Consider the following 14,227-nt stretch of genomic DNA (forward strand, 5'->3'; position numbering starts at 1 on the left):
ACGGCTCAGGTCCGCGCGCCGACCTGGAACGTGCGCCGGTACGCGACCGGGGATACGCCCAGGACGGAACGCATGTGCTGGCGCAGCGAGTTGGCCGTGCCGAAGCCGGCCCGGTGGGCGACCAGGTCCACCGGCAGATCGCTGGACTCCAGGAGCTGACGGGCCAGTTCGAGGCGCTGGGCGGTGAGCCAGTTGCCGGGCGTCGTGCCCGCCTCCTCGCGGAAGCGGCGCGTGAAGGTGCGCAGGCTCATCCGCGCGTGGGTGGCCATCTCGCCCAGCGAGAGCGGGTCCTGGAGGCGCTCCAGGGCCCACGCGCGGGTGGCGGCGGTGCTGGCCACCGTCGGTTCGGGGACCGGGCGTTCGATGTACTGGGCCTGCCCGCCGTCGCGCCACGGCGGGACGACGCAGTGCCGGGCGGCCCGGTTGGCGACCGCGCTGCCGTGGTCGCGGCGTACGAGGTGCAGGCACAGGTCGATGCCGGCGGCGGCGCCCGCCGAGGTCAGGACGTCGCCGTCGTCGACGAACAGGACGCCCGGGTCGACCTCGATACGCGGGAACGTGCGCGCGAAGGCGGCTGCGTCGCACCAGTGCGTGGTGGCGGGCCGCCCGTCGAGCAGCCCGGCGGCGGCCAGGACGTAGGACGCCGTACAGATCGACACCATGCGGGTGCCGGGCCGGATCCGGTCGAAGGCGCGGGCCAGCGGCTCGGGGAGCGGGCCGCCGTCGGCCATCGCGCCGAGGTCCTGGGTGGGCGGGATCACCACGGTGTCGGCCGCGGCGAGCGCCTCGGGCCCGTGCTCGACGGCCACGGAGAATCCGGCCTCGGTGCGCACCGGCCGCCCGTCCACGGTGCAGACGGTCACCTCGTAAAGAGGCTCGCCTCCGGACCCCCTGGCGGTGTCGAAGATCCGCGAGGGGATGCCCAGCTCGAAGGAGACCACTCCGTCGAGGGCGAGCACCGCCACGCGGTGGACTTTCCGTCGTACAGCCATGGCCAGATTCTGTCACATCATGGCCAAACGGCCAGCACCACGATGGCCGCCCGGGGTTCAGGCTGGTGCTCCCACCAGCAGAAACACCCCGAAAAGGATCAGACATGTCCCAGACCATGCGCGCCATCAGCCCTCTTCGATGGGGCGGCCCCGAGGTGCTCGCCGAGATCGAGACCGAGCGGCCCGAACCGGGCCCGGCCGAGATCCTGGTGCGGGTGCACGCGGCCGGCGTCAACCCCGCCGACTGGAAGGTCCGCGCGAGCGGCGGGCTCGCGGTGATGGGCACCCCGCCGATCCTCGGCTGGGACGTGTCCGGCACCGTCGAGGCGGTGGGCTTCGGCGTCACCCTGTACCGGCCCGGCGACGAGGTGTTCGGCATGCCGCGCTTCCCGCACCAGGCCGGCGCGTACGCCGAGTACGTCACCGCCCCGGCCCGGCACTTCACGCGCAAGCCCGCCGGGATCGACCACATCCAGGCCGCGGCGCTGCCGCTGGCCTCGCTCACCGCGTACCAGTCGCTCGTCGAGACGGCCCAACTGACCGCCGGACAGCGGGTGTTGATCCACGCCGCGGCGGGCGGCGTGGGCCACCTCGCCGTGCAGATCGCCAAGGCGCGCGGCGCGTACGTCATCGGCACGGCGAGCGCCGCCAAGCACGACTTCGTGCGCGGTCTCGGCGCGGACGAAGTGATCGACTACACCGCGGTCGACTTCACCGAGGCGGTGCGGGACGTGGACGTCGTCCTCGACCCCATCGGCGGCGCGTACGGCAGCCGCTCCCTGAAGGTGCTGCGCCGAGGCGGCGTCCTGGTCTCGATCGCGTCCGCGGACGAGGACGGGCTGCTCGCGGAGGCGGCCGACCTGGGCGTCCGTGCGGGCTTCACGCTGGTGGAGGCGGACTACGCGGGCATGCGGGCGATCGCCGAGCTGGTCGAGGAGGGCCGGCTGCGCGCCGAGATCGACTCGGTGTTTGAACTCGCGGACGCGGCCAAGGCGCACGAGTACGGCGAGCGGGGCCGCACCCGGGGCAAGCTCGTGCTTCGGGTCGTCCAGGGATGACCCTCTTTTAGGGTGGGCTCTTTCGAAGCGGGCGCCCTCTTGGACGCCCCCTTCGAAGTCGGCGCCTCTAGACGCGCGCCGCGGCCCGCTCGGTCGTCGCGATCGTCGCCGAGCCCACCACGCGCGTGCCGTCGTACAGGACGATCGCCTGGCCGGGGGCGACGCCGCGGACCGGCTCGGCGAACGTCACGTTCAGGACGCCGTCGACGAGCTCCGCCGTGACCTCGGTCTCGCCGCCGTGGGCGCGCAGCTGGGCGGTGTACGTACCGGGGCCGACCGGCGCGGTGCCGCACCAGCGGGGCTTGATCGCGCCGAGGGCAGTGACGTCGAGGGCTTCGACGGGGCCGACGGTGACGGTGTTGTTCACCGGGGAGATGTCGAGGACGTAGCGGGGCTTGCCGTCGGCGGCCGGGTGGCCGATGCGCAGGCCCTTGCGCTGGCCGATGGTGAAGCCGAAGGCGCCCTCGTGGCTGCCGATCTTCGCGCCGGACTCGTCGACGATGTCGCCCTCCGCCTTGCCGAGACGGTTCGCGAGGAAGCCCTGGGTGTCGCCGTCGGCGATGAAGCAGATGTCGTGGCTGTCGGGCTTCTTGGCGACCGCCAGGCCCCGGCGCTCGGCCTCGGCCCGGATCTCGTCCTTGGTGGTGAGGGTGTCGCCGAGTGGGAACATCGCGTGCGCGAGCTGACGCTCGTCGAGCACTCCGAGGACGTACGACTGGTCCTTGGCCATGTCGGAGGCGCGGTGCAGCTCGCGGGTGCCGTCCTCGTTCAGGACGACGGTCGCGTAGTGGCCGGTGCACACGGCGTCGAAGCCGAGTGCAAGGGCCTTGTCGAGCAGCGCCGCGAACTTGATCTTCTCGTTGCAGCGCAGGCACGGGTTGGGGGTGCGGCCGGCCTCGTACTCGGCGATGAAGTCCTCGACGACGTCCTCGCGGAAGCGTTCCGCCAGGTCCCAGACGTAGAACGGGATGCCGATGACGTCCGCGGCGCGGCGGGCGTCCCGGGAGTCCTCGATGGTGCAGCAGCCCCGGGCCCCGGTGCGGAAGGACTGGGGGTTCGCGGAGAGCGCCAGGTGCACACCGGTGACGTCGTGGCCGGCTTCGGCGGCCCGGGCGGCGGCGACGGCGGAGTCCACACCACCGGACATGGCGGCGAGGACGCGCAGGGGGCGCGGGGAGGTCATCGGCGAGGGCTGCGTCGAAGTCTGAGTCATAGCACTCGTAAGGGTACGTGGGATCGGGAACCCGGGGCGCGGGAGTATCCGTTGTGGATCTCAGAGGGGACCGATCCGGGATTCCTCGGGGGCCCGAGGGGTGCAGTGGGACCTCACGGGGAGCGGTGCGGGAGGGACGGGGGCGGGGGCTTATGGCGACCAGTCGCAGGGGGCTGCTGATCGGGGGCGCGGTAGTGGCGCTCGGGACCATCGGATATCTGAACGCGCCGCAGGCGCGGCCGCACAAGCCGCGCAAGGCGGGCGAGCTGGACTACGCGGGCGCCCAGTGGGTGGCGGCCGCGCCGGCGAACTGGCGGATGGCCGACCGGCCGGACGACTACGAGGTGGACCGGGTGGTGATCCATGTCGTGCAGGGCAGTTTCGACAGCGCCCTGAAGACGTTCCAGGACCCGGAGAACAAGGCGGCCGCCCATTACGTGGTGCGCAAGGACGGGCACGTCGCGCAGACCGTGCGGGAGATGGACGTGGCCTTCCACGCGGGCAACCGGAAGTACAACGAGCGCAGTGTCGGCATAGAGCACGAGGGCTTCGTCGAGGAGGCGTCGTCCTTCACGGACGCCATGTACGCGTCGTCGGCACGCCTTACGGCGGCGCTCTGCGCCCGCTATCGAATAGCCGTCGACCGGACGCACATCATCGGGCACGTGGAGGTGCCCGGCACCGATCACACCGACCCCGGCCCGCACTGGGACTGGCCGCGCTACATCTCGCTGGTCGGGGCGGCCGGCCGGGCCTGAGCGGCGGGGGCGGCCGCGTTCCGGGGGAGGTGGCTCAGACGAGCCCCGCCGTGCGGGCCCGTTCGACGGCGGGGCCGATCGCGTCGGCGACCGCTTCGACATCGGCCGCGGTGGAGGTGTGGCCGAACGAGAAACGCAGGGTGCCGCGGGCCAGGTCGGGGTCGGTGCCGGTGGCGAGCAGGACGTGGCTGGGCTGGGCGACGCCCGCGGTGCAGGCGGAGCCGGTGGAGCATTCGATGCCCTGCGCGTCGAGCAGCAGGAGGAGGGAGTCGCCTTCGCAGCCGGGGAAGGTGAAGTGGGCGTTGGCGGGGAGCCGGCCCGCCGGGTCGGGGTCGCCGCCGAGGATCGCGTCGGGCACGGCCTTGTGGACGGCTTCGACGAGCCGGTCGCGCAGTCCCCCGATGTCGCGGGCGAACGCGCCGCGCCGTTCCGCGGCGAGCCGCCCGGCGACCGCGAAGGAGGCGATGGCGGGGACGTCGAGGGTGCCGGAGCGCACGTGCCGCTCCTGGCCGCCGCCGTGCAGCACGGGTACGGGGGTGTACTCGCGGCCGAGCAGCAGGGCGCCGATGCCGTACGGGCCGCCGACCTTGTGTCCGGAGACGGTCATGGCGGCCAGTCCGGACGCGGCGAAGTCCACGTCGAGCTGACCGAAGGCCTGGACGGCGTCCGCGTGCATCGGGATGCCGAACTCCCTTGCCACCGCGGCCAGTTCGGCGACCGGCAGGACGGTGCCGATCTCGTTGTTGGCCCACATCACGGTGGCCAGGGCGACGTCGTCGGGGTTGCGCTCGATGGCCTCGCGCAGGGCGTCAGGGTGCACCCGCCCGTACGGATCGACGGGCAGGTACTCGACGGTGGCGCCCTCGTGTTCGGCGAGCCAGTGCACCGCGTCGAGCACGGCGTGGTGCTCGACGGGGCTGGCGAGCACGCGCACGCGGCGCGGGTCGGCGTCGCGGCGGGCCCAGTACAGACCCTTGACGGCGAGGTTGTCGGCCTCGGTGCCGCCGGCCGTGAAGACGACCTCGCTGGGGCGGGCGCCGAGCGCTTCGGCGAGTTCCTCCCGGGCCTCCTCGGCGGTGCGGCGGGCCCGCCGTCCGGCGGCGTGCAGCGAGGACGCATTGCCGGTGACGGTCAGGTGGGCGGTCATCGCCCGGACCGCCTCCGGAAGCATCGGAGTGGTCGCGGCGTGGTCGAGGTAAGCCATGGTGGGCCCGATTCTACGAGCCGCGCCGGGCGGACCGTGCCGCAGTTCCGGCCAGGGCCGGGGCGGGGTTCAGCCGCCGAGGCCCCAGGACACGGTGTGGTCGGCGAGGACCAGGCCGAGCAGGACCGCGAGGTCGGCCACGCCCAGGGCGAGCCCGAGCAGGGCCCGGCCGCGGCGCTTGGTCCCGTACAGGAGGGAGAGCGCGGACAGCACGATGGCGATGGGGCCGAGGACGATGTTCATGACGAGCAGCCCGAGCAGGCCGAGGACGAAGGCCGCGACGGCCATGCCGTCGGCGTCTCGGGATGGGGGTCCCCCCTGCTCCTTGAGAGCTTGGGGGCGGGTGCGGCGTCGGATCGCTGCGAGTTCCATGGTCAGCCCTTCCGGTGCGAGAAGCGTTCGCGGGCGGCGAAGACGATGAGCCATACGCCGATGACGCCGGCGACGGCGAGGGTGACCGGGAGCGGAAGGTGCGCCGCTGAGCCCAGCACGACCCCCAGCAGGAGGAGGGCTGCGACGAAGAAAAGCATGGGATCCCTTTCTATTCTGGGTGCGTTCTGCGTGCGGTTCTGTGCGTAAGTACGTGATTGCGTGCGTACGTGAGACTGAGTACCTGAATACTCACGGCCGGACGAAGGTGGCTGACGGGGTCAACCAGCCATCGGAGTACGACTGTTCACTGACTGATGAGTCTAGTCTTCCCAAGTTCAGCAAACAGCTGTTTACTGAGTGGTATGAGCCACACTCTCGGAATCCGGCAGGCCCAGAAGCAGAAGACCCGGCAGGCCCTCATGGACTCGGCGCTCCAGCTCCTGGAGCACCAGAGCCTGAGCAGCCTCGGGCTCCGAGAGGTCACCCGGGCCGTGGGCGTCGCGCCGGCCGCGTTCTACCGGCACTTCAAGGACACCGCCGACCTCGGGGTCGCCCTGGTAGAGCAGGCGCTGGGCAGTCTCCACGACACGATCCGGGCGGCGATCGTCACGACCGGGGCGAGCGAGGAACGCATCGACCGGGCGGTCGCGTTGATCGCCTCGCATGTACGCACGCACCCGGCGCACGTCCGCTTCATCGCCCGCGAACGGCACGGCGGGGTCGCCCCGGTCCGCGAGGCCATCGGCGTGCAACTGAGGCGTTTCGCGGACGAGGTGGCCGAGGCGCTCGGCGCCGACCCGCAGTCGGCGGGCTGGACTTCGGCGGACCTGCGCATGCTGGCCGGGGTGTACGTCGACCACATGGTGATGACGGCTTCCGCCCTCCTGGAGGCCGGCGAGCCCGGCGAGGAGCCGGTCCTCAGCACCGCCCGCGCGCAGCTCCGCCTGGTGATGCTGGGGCGCCGGCACTGGCTGGACTAGGCGTACGGGGTTGCTTTGACCGGCGCCTTGACGAGGGCGGGCTTGGCAAGGGTGGAGCGCCTTGATGCTCCCCGGAGGGGGCTCAACGGCCAGGGGCCTGCGCGGAGTTCGCTGGGCGCGGGCTCCACGGGGAGGTGCGGCTTGTGGCTCGGCGGCCCGGCGGGTAGTGCTGGGGCTGTGCCGCAGACCCCGGGGAGCCCCACCCCACCCCTTCCCGAAACCCTCCGGGGGTGGGGGCAGCTGTGGCCGGCGCTTCGGGTGCGGGTCACGGGTGGCTGGTCGCGCAGTTCCCCGCGCCCCCAGCAGTACCGGCCCCGGCAGGGCCGAGCGTCTTCAGCCTTGTCCGACGGACACGGGCTGAGCCCCGTCCCAGCCCGTCATAGGGGTCCCCCTGGCCCTTAAAGCCCTGGGGGAGATTGAGGACGAGCGCCCTTCAGGCGCGGCACGAGGGTCCGGGGGCGAAGCCCCCGAAAAGGGGTGCAGGGGACGAAGTCCCCGCAGGGGGTGCGGGACACGGCCCCAGAAGCCGAACCGTCCAACCCCTGTCATGGGACGGGGGGCCCCTGCCCCTTAAGAGCTTGAGGGAGGGCGGGGCCAACGCCTCGGGGTCCGGGGCGGAGCCCCGAAGCGGGGTGAGGGCGCAGCACAACCAACGCTGAGCAACGGGCGGGAGGGTGGGCGACCCCCGGGGTCTGGGGCGAAGCCCCAGGAAGCCCGGACTGCACAACTCCCGGTTACGGGCGGGAGGGTCGGCGACCTCCCGGGGCCGGGGCGAAGCCCCAGGAGCCCAGCACAACCAACGCTGAGCAATGGGCGGGAGGGTGGGCGACCCCCGGGGTCTGGGGCGGAGCCCCAGGACGGCTGGGGTGCCCAACTCCGGGTTACGGGTGGGTGGGTGGGCAACCGCCCACCCTCAACCCCGCGGCGCCCGCGCCAGTTGACGGGACTGGGCGACCAGTCGATCCGTCGAGTCCCAGACCTCCGCGTCCTCCTCCAGGAAACCCCCCGCCAGGTTGCGGGTGGTGATGGACACCCGCAGGGGGCCCGGGGCAGGGCGGCAGCGGATGTGGGTGGTGAGTTCGACCGTCGGGGTCCAGCCCTTCAGGCCCAGCTCGAAGGAGGTGGGCGGCAGTGCGTCGACGGTGAGCAGCAGGGAGATCGGGTCGGCGTCGCGCCCGTCCGCGAGCCCGAACCACGCCCGCATCTCGCCCTTGCCGGAGGGCGCGCCCACCGCCCAGCCGAGCGTCGTCGGGTCGAGCTTGAGCATGAGCCTGTCGGTGATCGCGGAGCTGCCGGGGATGGGCGGCCGACTGCCGTCGGGGGCGTCCGTCGCGCCGATGCAGTGCGAGAGCGGCGGAATCGCGGGCGGCTTCGCCGTGGTGCGTACGTCGTCGCTCAGCGCGTCGAGGTCGCCGTACGAGGCGAGGACCCGGATGCGTTCGACCTCCGCGCCGTTCTCGTCGTACTGGAAGAGCGAGGCCTGGCCGGTGGAGAGGGTGCGGCCGGTGCGCACCACTTGGGTGCGGATGACGGCGGGCCCGGGCACGGACGGCGTGAGGTAGTGCGCGGAGACGGTGAACGGGTCCGGGTGCGGCAGCGCGTCGCCGAGCGCCCGGCCGAGGAGGGCGAGCAGATAGCCACCGTTGACGGCGTGGATGATGGTCCAGCCCGCCGAGAGCTCCGCGTCATAGACCCCCGCTTCCCGCAGGGTGACGGCGGTGTCGCGGTCGAACTCGCTGTCCCCGATCGCGGCGGGGAGTACCTGTGACGATGCCTGTGCCATGGCCAGCACCGTACACCGATAAATTACTGAGCGGTAGCTTTTTCTCGCACCCCCCCGACACGCCCCCCGCCACGTCCCCCACCGCACCCCCGCCGCACACCCACGCCACCCGCTCCGGACCGAACCCTCACGCCTCCTCCAGCGCGGAGCTCCTCCGATGCCACGCCCGCGGCGCGCGCCAGTGGTACTTCAGGGCCGCGATGCGCAGCAGGAACGCCGTGACCACCGCCAGGCCGCTCGTGCCCGCGTTCAGGAGGTCGAAGCGGATGAAGAGCACGATCATCGTGGAGCCGACGATCGCCGGGACCGCGTACAGGTCGCGGTCCCAGCGGAGCAGCGAGGGGACCTCGTTGGCCAGGACGTCGCGCAGCACGCCACCGCCCACCGCCGTCGCGAGGCCCAGCGCCGCCGAGGACGTGAGGCCGAGCCCGTAGTCGTACGCCTTGGTCGTGCCCGTGACGCAGAACAGGCCGAGACCCGCCGCATCGAAGACGTTGACCGCGGTCTGGGTGCGCTCCACCTCGGGGTGGAGGAAGAAGACCAGCACCGCGGCGAGCAGCGGGGTCACGAAGTACCCGAGGTCCGAGAAGGCGGCCGGCGGGACCGCTCCGATGATGAGGTCGCGGAACAGCCCTCCGCCCAGCGCGGTGACCTCGGCGAGCACCGCGATGCCGAACACGTCGAAGTTCTTGCGCACGGCCAGCAGGGCGCCGGAGATCGCGAAGACGAAGATCCCGACGAGGTCCAGCGCATGCTGGACGGAGGGGCTGAACAGTTCGTGAAGCACCCCGCATTTTTACGCATCCCGGAGTGCCCCTCGACCCAAACCGGGCCTAGAGCGCCGGCTTGCCGGTGTCGTAGATCCACTTCTGGAACAGGCCGTCGAGCGACTTGCCCGAGATGTGCTCGGCCAGGTCGATGAAGTCCTCGGTGTCGGCGTTCTGGTAGCGGTGCAGCTTCGTCCAGGCCGGGAGGAGCTTGAAGAAGGCCTGGTCACCGATGCGTTCGCGCAGTTCCTGAAGCATCATCGCGCCGCGCCGGTAGACCGCGGAGGCGAACATCGTGTCGCGCTGCGGGTCGGCCACTTCGATCTTCCAGAAGTCGGCGGACGCCGGGATCGAGTCGTAGGCGTTGAGGAAGGACTGGTGGGCCGTCGCCGTCCCGCGGTGTTCGGCCCACAGCCACTGCGCGTACGTCGCGAAGCCCTCGTTGAGCCAGATGTCGTCCCAGTGCGCGACCGACACCGAGTCGCCGAACCACTGGTGGGCGAGCTCGTGCACGATGGTCGACTCGGAACGTACCGCCGAATAGCTCGGCTTGGTCTGGGTCTCCAGGGAGAACCCGGCCGCGGGCATGTCGTCGACGACCGCGCCGGTCTCCTCGAACGGGTACGGGCCGAACAGCTTGGACCAGTAGTCGGTGGCCTCGGCGGTCACCGCGTAGACGTCGACCTTGTTCTGGTTGGCCAGGACCGGGTCGATGGCGACGTAAATGGGCGTGCCCGCGGGCGTCTTGCCCGTCTTCACGTCGAACTTGCCTATGGACGCGGTGGCGAGATAGGTCGCCATCGGCTTGGTCTCGCGCCAGTGGAAGTACGAACGGCCGCCGCTGTCATGGGAATCCACGAGGCGACCGTTGGAGACGCCGGTCAAGCCCTTGGGCGCGTCGATGCGGATGTCGTACGTCGCCTTGTCGCCGGGGTGGTCGCTGGACGGGAACCAGGTGGAGGCGGCGTTCGGTTCGCACGCGACGAACACGCCGTCCTTGGTCTTCATCCACCCGTAGTCGGAACCGAAGACGATCGGCCCGTTCAGGGCCTGCGGCACCCCGCCGTAGGCGACGGTGACCTCGAACTCCTCGCCCTTGCGCAGCCGGTGGCGCGGCGTGATGACGATCTCGTCGCCGGTCCTGCTGAAGTCGGCGGGCTTGCCGTTCACTCTGATCGAGTCGACGGTGAGCTTCTGGAGGTCGAGGTCGAAGCTGGAGAGGTTCTGGGTGGCCCGGGCGGTCAGGGTGGTGCGCCCGTCCAGGCGCCCGGAATCGGGGTTGTAGCTCACCCCGAGGTCGTAATGGAGGGCGTCGAAGCCGCCGTTGCCCAGGTCGGGGAAGTACGGGTCGCCGATGCCCGGGGCGCCGGGTGAGGCGGCGGGCGCGGCGGCGATGGTGAACCCGGCGGCCAGCGCGGTGGCGAGGGCGAGCAGCCGGGAGGAGGTACGACGTGCCGAACGGGAGAGTGCCATGAGTCTGCCCTTCGAACGCGTGCCGTTGGTACGGACACGGGGACTCTGCACTCTCCCGCTTCGACATGAACATGACTTTGCCGAACCGTCATGCCCTACTTGTCAGTTGACTCCTGAACGGTGTCGTCCGGTCCGGTTTCGGCCTCGCCGTCCGTCGCCTCATCCGACACCTCGGACGTCGCCTCATCCGTCACCTCGGACGCGGCAGGCGCCTCATCCGCAGAGGCCACAGCAGCGGCCTCATCGGCGGCCTCCACCGTCTCGGGCGTCTCGGGCGTCTCCGCCGCTTCCGCCGTCACCGTCTCGCCGATCGTCACGATCTCGATCGACTCCCTGGCCTCCGGAAGGACTGCCTCGCCCGGCGCCTGGTCCGGCGCGTTCTCCGGGTGGTGGCAGGCCACCTGCTGGCCGGGCTTGAGCTCCAGCATCAACGGCTCCTGCGTCTTGCAGACCTCCGTCGCCTTCCAGCACCGGGTGTGGAACCGGCAGCCGCTCGGCGGCGAGATCGGCGAGGGGACGTCGCCCTTGAGCAGGATCCGCTCGCTCTTCATGCCGCGCCGCTTGGGGTCCGGCACCGGCACCGCGGACATCAGCGCCTTGGTGTACGGGTGCATCGGCGCCGCGTACAGCGACTTGCGGTCGGCCAACTCGACGATCTTGCCGAGGTACATGACCGCGATCCGGTCCGACACGTGCCGGATCACCGACAGGTCGTGCGCGATGATCACATACGTCAGGCCGAGCTCTTGCTGGAGGTCGTCGAGCAGGTTGACCACCTGCGCCTGGATGGAGACGTCGAGCGCCGAGACCGGCTCGTCCGCGACGACCAGCTTCGGGTTGAGCGCGAGCGCGCGGGCGATGCCGATGCGCTGGCGCTGGCCGCCGGAGAACTCGTGCGGATACCGGTTGTAGTGCTCGGGGTTGAGGCCCACGACCGACAGCAGGCGCTGGACCTCCTTCTTGACCCCGCCCTCCGGCGTGACGCCCTGCAGCTTGAAGGGGGCGGAGATGATGCCGCCCACCGTGTGCCGCGGGTTCAGCGAGGAGTACGGGTCCTGGAAGATCATCTGGACGTCGCGGCGCATCGGACGCATGCCGCGCACCCCGAGGTGGGTGATGTCCCGGCCCTCGAACTCGACCGTTCCACCGGTCGGTTCGAGCAGCCGGGTGATCAGGCGGCCCATCGTCGACTTGCCGCAGCCGGACTCGCCGACCACGCCGAGCGTCTCGCCGGAGCGCACGTCGAAGTCGATGCCGTCGACGGCCTTGACCGAGCCGGTCTGCCGCTTCAGCACACCGCTGCGGATCGGGAAGTGCTTCTGCAGGCCGCTGACCTTGAGCAGGACCTCGCCGGGGGCGGCGTCCTTGTTGAGCTCGGTCTTCTTGGTCAGGACCGCGTCGCCCTTGCTCTGCGCGGGAATCGTCCCGTCGTTGTCCGTCACGCCTTTGTCCTCGCTCACAGCTTGGGCGCAATCTCTGCGGTCCAGATACGCTCCCGCTCGTCCGGCGTCATGTGGCAGGCGGTCCAGTGACCGCGCTCGCCCTCGGCCAGCTCGGGGCGTACGGTCCGGGTGATGTTGTCCTTGGGCACATCGGCGTACGGGCAGCGCGGGTTGAAGGCGCAGCCGGACGGGATGTTGATCAGGGACGGCGGGGAGCCCTTCACCGGGATGAGACGCTCCGTCTCCTCCCGGTCGATGCGCGGCATCGAGCCGAGCAGGCCCCACGTGTAGGGATGGCGGGGCTCGTAGAAGACCTTCTCGGCCGGGCCGCGCTCCACGCACCGGCCGCCGTACATCACCAGGATGTCGTCGGCGAGCTCGGCGACCACGCCCAGGTCGTGGGTGATGATGATGACCGCGGAGCCGAACTCCTTCTGCAGGTCCCGGATCAGGTCGAGGATCTGCGCCTGGACGGTGACGTCCAGGGCGGTCGTCGGCTCGTCCGCGATCAAGAGGTCGGGGTTGTTCACAAGCGACATCGCGATCATGGCGCGCTGGCGCATGCCGCCCGAGAACTCGTGCGGGTAGGAGTCGACGCGCTTGTCGGGCTGGGGGATGCCGACCCGGTCGAGCATCTCGATCGCCCGGGTGCGCGCCGCCTTCTTGTCGACGTCGTGGTGGACCCGGTACGCCTCGATGATCTGCTTGCCGATGGTGAAGTACGGGTGCAGCGCGGACAGCGGGTCCTGGAAGATCATCGCCATGTCGCGGCCGCGCAGCTTGCGCACGTCCTCCGGGTCGGCGGAGAGCAACTCCTTGCCGTTCAGCCAGATTTCGCCGGAGATCTGGGCCTTGCGCTTGCCGTACTGGCCGGCCGTGTGCAGGCCCATGATGCCCATCGAGGTGACGGACTTCCCGGAGCCGGACTCGCCCACGATGCCGAGGGTCTTGCCCTTCTCCAGCGAGAAGCTGAGCCCGTCGACGGACTTGACCAGGCCGTCGTCGGTCGGGAAGTGCACCTTCAGGTCGCGTACGTCCAGGAAGGCGTCCGAGGGCCGCTCACCCGCGACCGGCTCGCCGACCGCGGCGCCGGTCTTGTTCAGGTCGGTCATGCGAGCCTCACTCGGGGGTCGATCACGGCGTACAGGAGGTCCACGACGAGGTTCGCGAAGATCACCGCCGCCGAGGTGATCAGCGTGACACCGAGGATCACCGGAAGGTCGCGCTCGCCGATCGCCTGCAGCACGGCCCGGCCGAGACCCGGGATGCTGTAGGTCGTCTCGGTGAGGATCGCGCCGCCGATGAGGGCGCCGATGTCCATGCCGAGCACCGTCAGGATCGGCGCCATGGTGGACCGCATGGCGTGCTTGCCGATGACGGTGGATTCGCTCAGGCCCTTGGCCCGGGCGGTTCTGACGTAGTCCTCGCCCATCACTTCGAGCATGGTCGCCCGGGTGAGGCGGGCGTACATCGCCGCCTGGAGGAAGGCGAGCGTGATCCAGGGCAGCAGCAGACCGCTGAACCAGCCCGATGGCGATTCGCTGAACGGCACGTACTCGCCGTCGATCCAGTGCAGTTGGTACGTGAAGATCGCCAGCGACAGCAGACCGGTGAAGTAGATGGGGAGCGAGACGCCCGCCAGGGCCACGGTCATGGAGAAGCGGTCCCACAGCGAGCCGCGCTTGAGGGCGGACACCACACCGGTGAGCACACCGAAGATGACCCACAGGATGGCCGCGCCGATGACCAGCGACAGGGTGACCGGGAAACGGTCCTTGAGGACCGGCCAGATCGCCTGCTCGTTCTTGAACGAGTAGCCGAAACAGGGGGCGTCGCAGTGGATCGTCGAGCCGCCGCCTGTGTAGTCACGGCCGGCCACGATGCCCTTCACGAAGTCGAAGAGCTGCACGAAGATCGGGTCGCCGAGACCCAGCTTGGAGCGGACCGCTTCGAGAGCAGCTGCGTCGGACTGCTTGCCGACGTACATGGTGGCCGGGTCGACGCCCGTCCACTTGGGAACCAGGAAGAAGATGCCGAACGTCACGAGCATGACGATCAGCAGCATCACGATGGCGGCGAAAAACCGCCTGATGAGATATGCGAGCACTGCTCTCGGCCCGGCGGCGGGCCGGGGGCACCGGATTACGGTACCCCCGACCCGTCACGCGACGGCCTTCACCTGCCC

General features: G+C 70.7%; 14 protein-coding genes. 3 read left to right on the forward strand and 11 right to left on the reverse strand.

All coding sequences use genetic code 11. From position 1 onward, the window contains the following. Nucleotides 1-5: 5 nt before the first annotated feature. On the reverse strand, nt 6-992 hold the full coding sequence (locus tag ACWC2B_RS14000) for a GlxA family transcriptional regulator (RefSeq protein WP_450716691.1): 987 nt from the start codon (nt 990-992) through the stop codon (nt 6-8). Between the two features lie 104 nt (nt 993-1,096). Here ACWC2B_RS14000 and ACWC2B_RS14005 point away from each other — a divergent pair, with 104 nt between their 5' ends. Then, the gene (locus tag ACWC2B_RS14005; protein ID WP_450716692.1) at nt 1,097-2,050 is read left to right on the forward strand and encodes an NADP-dependent oxidoreductase; all 954 of its coding nucleotides are present in this window, start codon (nt 1,097-1,099) and stop codon (nt 2,048-2,050) included. A 67-nt stretch (nt 2,051-2,117) separates the two neighbouring features. Here ACWC2B_RS14005 and mnmA read toward each other — a convergent pair whose 3' ends face one another. Next, nucleotides 2,118-3,263, reverse strand: coding sequence for a tRNA 2-thiouridine(34) synthase MnmA (gene mnmA / locus ACWC2B_RS14010; RefSeq protein WP_450716693.1), 1,146 nt, complete (start codon nt 3,261-3,263; stop codon nt 2,118-2,120). A 152-nt stretch (nt 3,264-3,415) separates the two neighbouring features. Between mnmA and ACWC2B_RS14015 the strand changes: the two genes are divergently transcribed. Beyond that, nucleotides 3,416-4,021 carry an N-acetylmuramoyl-L-alanine amidase gene (locus ACWC2B_RS14015; protein WP_450716694.1) on the forward strand — a complete coding sequence of 202 codons (606 nt, stop codon included), beginning with the start codon at nt 3,416-3,418 and terminating at the stop codon, nt 4,019-4,021. Between the two features lie 34 nt (nt 4,022-4,055). Here ACWC2B_RS14015 and ACWC2B_RS14020 read toward each other — a convergent pair whose 3' ends face one another. The 3 genes from ACWC2B_RS14020 to ACWC2B_RS14030 all read right to left on the reverse strand — a co-directional run bounded on the left by ACWC2B_RS14020 (nt 4,056) and on the right by ACWC2B_RS14030 (nt 5,755). Then, entirely contained in the window at nt 4,056-5,225 is a 1,170-nt protein-coding gene (locus ACWC2B_RS14020; protein WP_450716695.1) for a cysteine desulfurase family protein, read from the reverse strand. 69 nt (nt 5,226-5,294) lie between these two features. Then, nucleotides 5,295-5,597 (reverse strand): DUF4190 domain-containing protein, encoded by a 303-nt coding sequence (locus ACWC2B_RS14025; protein WP_450716696.1) that lies wholly within the window; start codon nt 5,595-5,597, stop codon nt 5,295-5,297. 2 nt (nt 5,598-5,599) lie between these two features. Then, the gene (locus ACWC2B_RS14030) at nt 5,600-5,755 is read right to left on the reverse strand and encodes a hypothetical protein (protein WP_450716697.1); all 156 of its coding nucleotides are present in this window, start codon (nt 5,753-5,755) and stop codon (nt 5,600-5,602) included. Nucleotides 5,756-5,959: 204 nt separating this feature from the next. Here ACWC2B_RS14030 and ACWC2B_RS14035 point away from each other — a divergent pair, with 204 nt between their 5' ends. Next, nucleotides 5,960-6,577: a TetR family transcriptional regulator gene (locus ACWC2B_RS14035; protein ID WP_450716698.1), complete on the forward strand. Its 618-nt coding sequence runs from the start codon at nt 5,960-5,962 to the stop codon at nt 6,575-6,577. Nucleotides 6,578-7,490: 913 nt separating this feature from the next. Here the strand turns inward: ACWC2B_RS14035 and ACWC2B_RS14040 are convergent. From ACWC2B_RS14040 to ACWC2B_RS14065, 6 genes are all read right to left on the reverse strand, one after another. Next, nucleotides 7,491-8,360 carry a thioesterase family protein gene (locus ACWC2B_RS14040; protein WP_450716699.1) on the reverse strand — a complete coding sequence of 290 codons (870 nt, stop codon included), beginning with the start codon at nt 8,358-8,360 and terminating at the stop codon, nt 7,491-7,493. 127 nt (nt 8,361-8,487) lie between these two features. Beyond that, entirely contained in the window at nt 8,488-9,147 is a 660-nt protein-coding gene (locus tag ACWC2B_RS14045) for a trimeric intracellular cation channel family protein (protein ID WP_450716700.1), read from the reverse strand. A gap of 46 nt (nt 9,148-9,193) precedes the next feature. Beyond that, the gene (locus ACWC2B_RS14050) at nt 9,194-10,600 is read right to left on the reverse strand and encodes a M1 family metallopeptidase (protein WP_450716701.1); all 1,407 of its coding nucleotides are present in this window, start codon (nt 10,598-10,600) and stop codon (nt 9,194-9,196) included. A gap of 95 nt (nt 10,601-10,695) precedes the next feature. Continuing rightward, nucleotides 10,696-12,042: an ABC transporter ATP-binding protein gene (locus tag ACWC2B_RS14055; RefSeq protein WP_450716702.1), complete on the reverse strand. Its 1,347-nt coding sequence runs from the start codon at nt 12,040-12,042 to the stop codon at nt 10,696-10,698. A gap of 14 nt (nt 12,043-12,056) precedes the next feature. Beyond that, on the reverse strand, nt 12,057-13,154 hold the full coding sequence (locus tag ACWC2B_RS14060) for an ABC transporter ATP-binding protein (RefSeq protein ID WP_450716703.1): 1,098 nt from the start codon (nt 13,152-13,154) through the stop codon (nt 12,057-12,059). Continuing rightward, nucleotides 13,151-14,149: an ABC transporter permease gene (locus ACWC2B_RS14065; RefSeq protein WP_450716704.1), complete on the reverse strand. Its 999-nt coding sequence runs from the start codon at nt 14,147-14,149 to the stop codon at nt 13,151-13,153. The genes ACWC2B_RS14060 and ACWC2B_RS14065 overlap by 4 nt, the downstream gene beginning before the upstream one ends. Nucleotides 14,150-14,227: the final 78 nt, after the last annotated feature.

It is taken from the genome of Streptomyces sp. NPDC001415, assembly GCF_053597395.1.

What these genes read in the sequence shown, in the direction of transcription:
- ACWC2B_RS14015 (WP_450716694.1), top strand. Translation starts at nt 3,416, where the DNA reads ATGGCGACCAGTCGCAGGGGGCTGCTGATCGGGGGCGCGGTAGTGGCG.
- mnmA (WP_450716693.1), bottom strand. Translation starts at nt 3,263, where the DNA reads ATGACTCAGACTTCGACGCAGCCCTCGCCGATGACCTCCCCGCGCCCC.
- ACWC2B_RS14050 (WP_450716701.1), bottom strand. Translation starts at nt 10,600, where the DNA reads ATGGCACTCTCCCGTTCGGCACGTCGTACCTCCTCCCGGCTGCTCGCC.
- ACWC2B_RS14040 (WP_450716699.1), bottom strand. Translation starts at nt 8,360, where the DNA reads ATGGCACAGGCATCGTCACAGGTACTCCCCGCCGCGATCGGGGACAGC.
- ACWC2B_RS14035 (WP_450716698.1), top strand. Translation starts at nt 5,960, where the DNA reads ATGAGCCACACTCTCGGAATCCGGCAGGCCCAGAAGCAGAAGACCCGG.
- ACWC2B_RS14020 (WP_450716695.1), bottom strand. Translation starts at nt 5,225, where the DNA reads ATGGCTTACCTCGACCACGCCGCGACCACTCCGATGCTTCCGGAGGCG.
- ACWC2B_RS14030 (WP_450716697.1), bottom strand. Translation starts at nt 5,755, where the DNA reads ATGCTTTTCTTCGTCGCAGCCCTCCTCCTGCTGGGGGTCGTGCTGGGC.
- ACWC2B_RS14025 (WP_450716696.1), bottom strand. Translation starts at nt 5,597, where the DNA reads ATGGAACTCGCAGCGATCCGACGCCGCACCCGCCCCCAAGCTCTCAAG.
- ACWC2B_RS14060 (WP_450716703.1), bottom strand. Translation starts at nt 13,154, where the DNA reads ATGACCGACCTGAACAAGACCGGCGCCGCGGTCGGCGAGCCGGTCGCG.
- ACWC2B_RS14005 (WP_450716692.1), top strand. Translation starts at nt 1,097, where the DNA reads ATGTCCCAGACCATGCGCGCCATCAGCCCTCTTCGATGGGGCGGCCCC.
- ACWC2B_RS14000 (WP_450716691.1), bottom strand. Translation starts at nt 992, where the DNA reads ATGGCTGTACGACGGAAAGTCCACCGCGTGGCGGTGCTCGCCCTCGAC.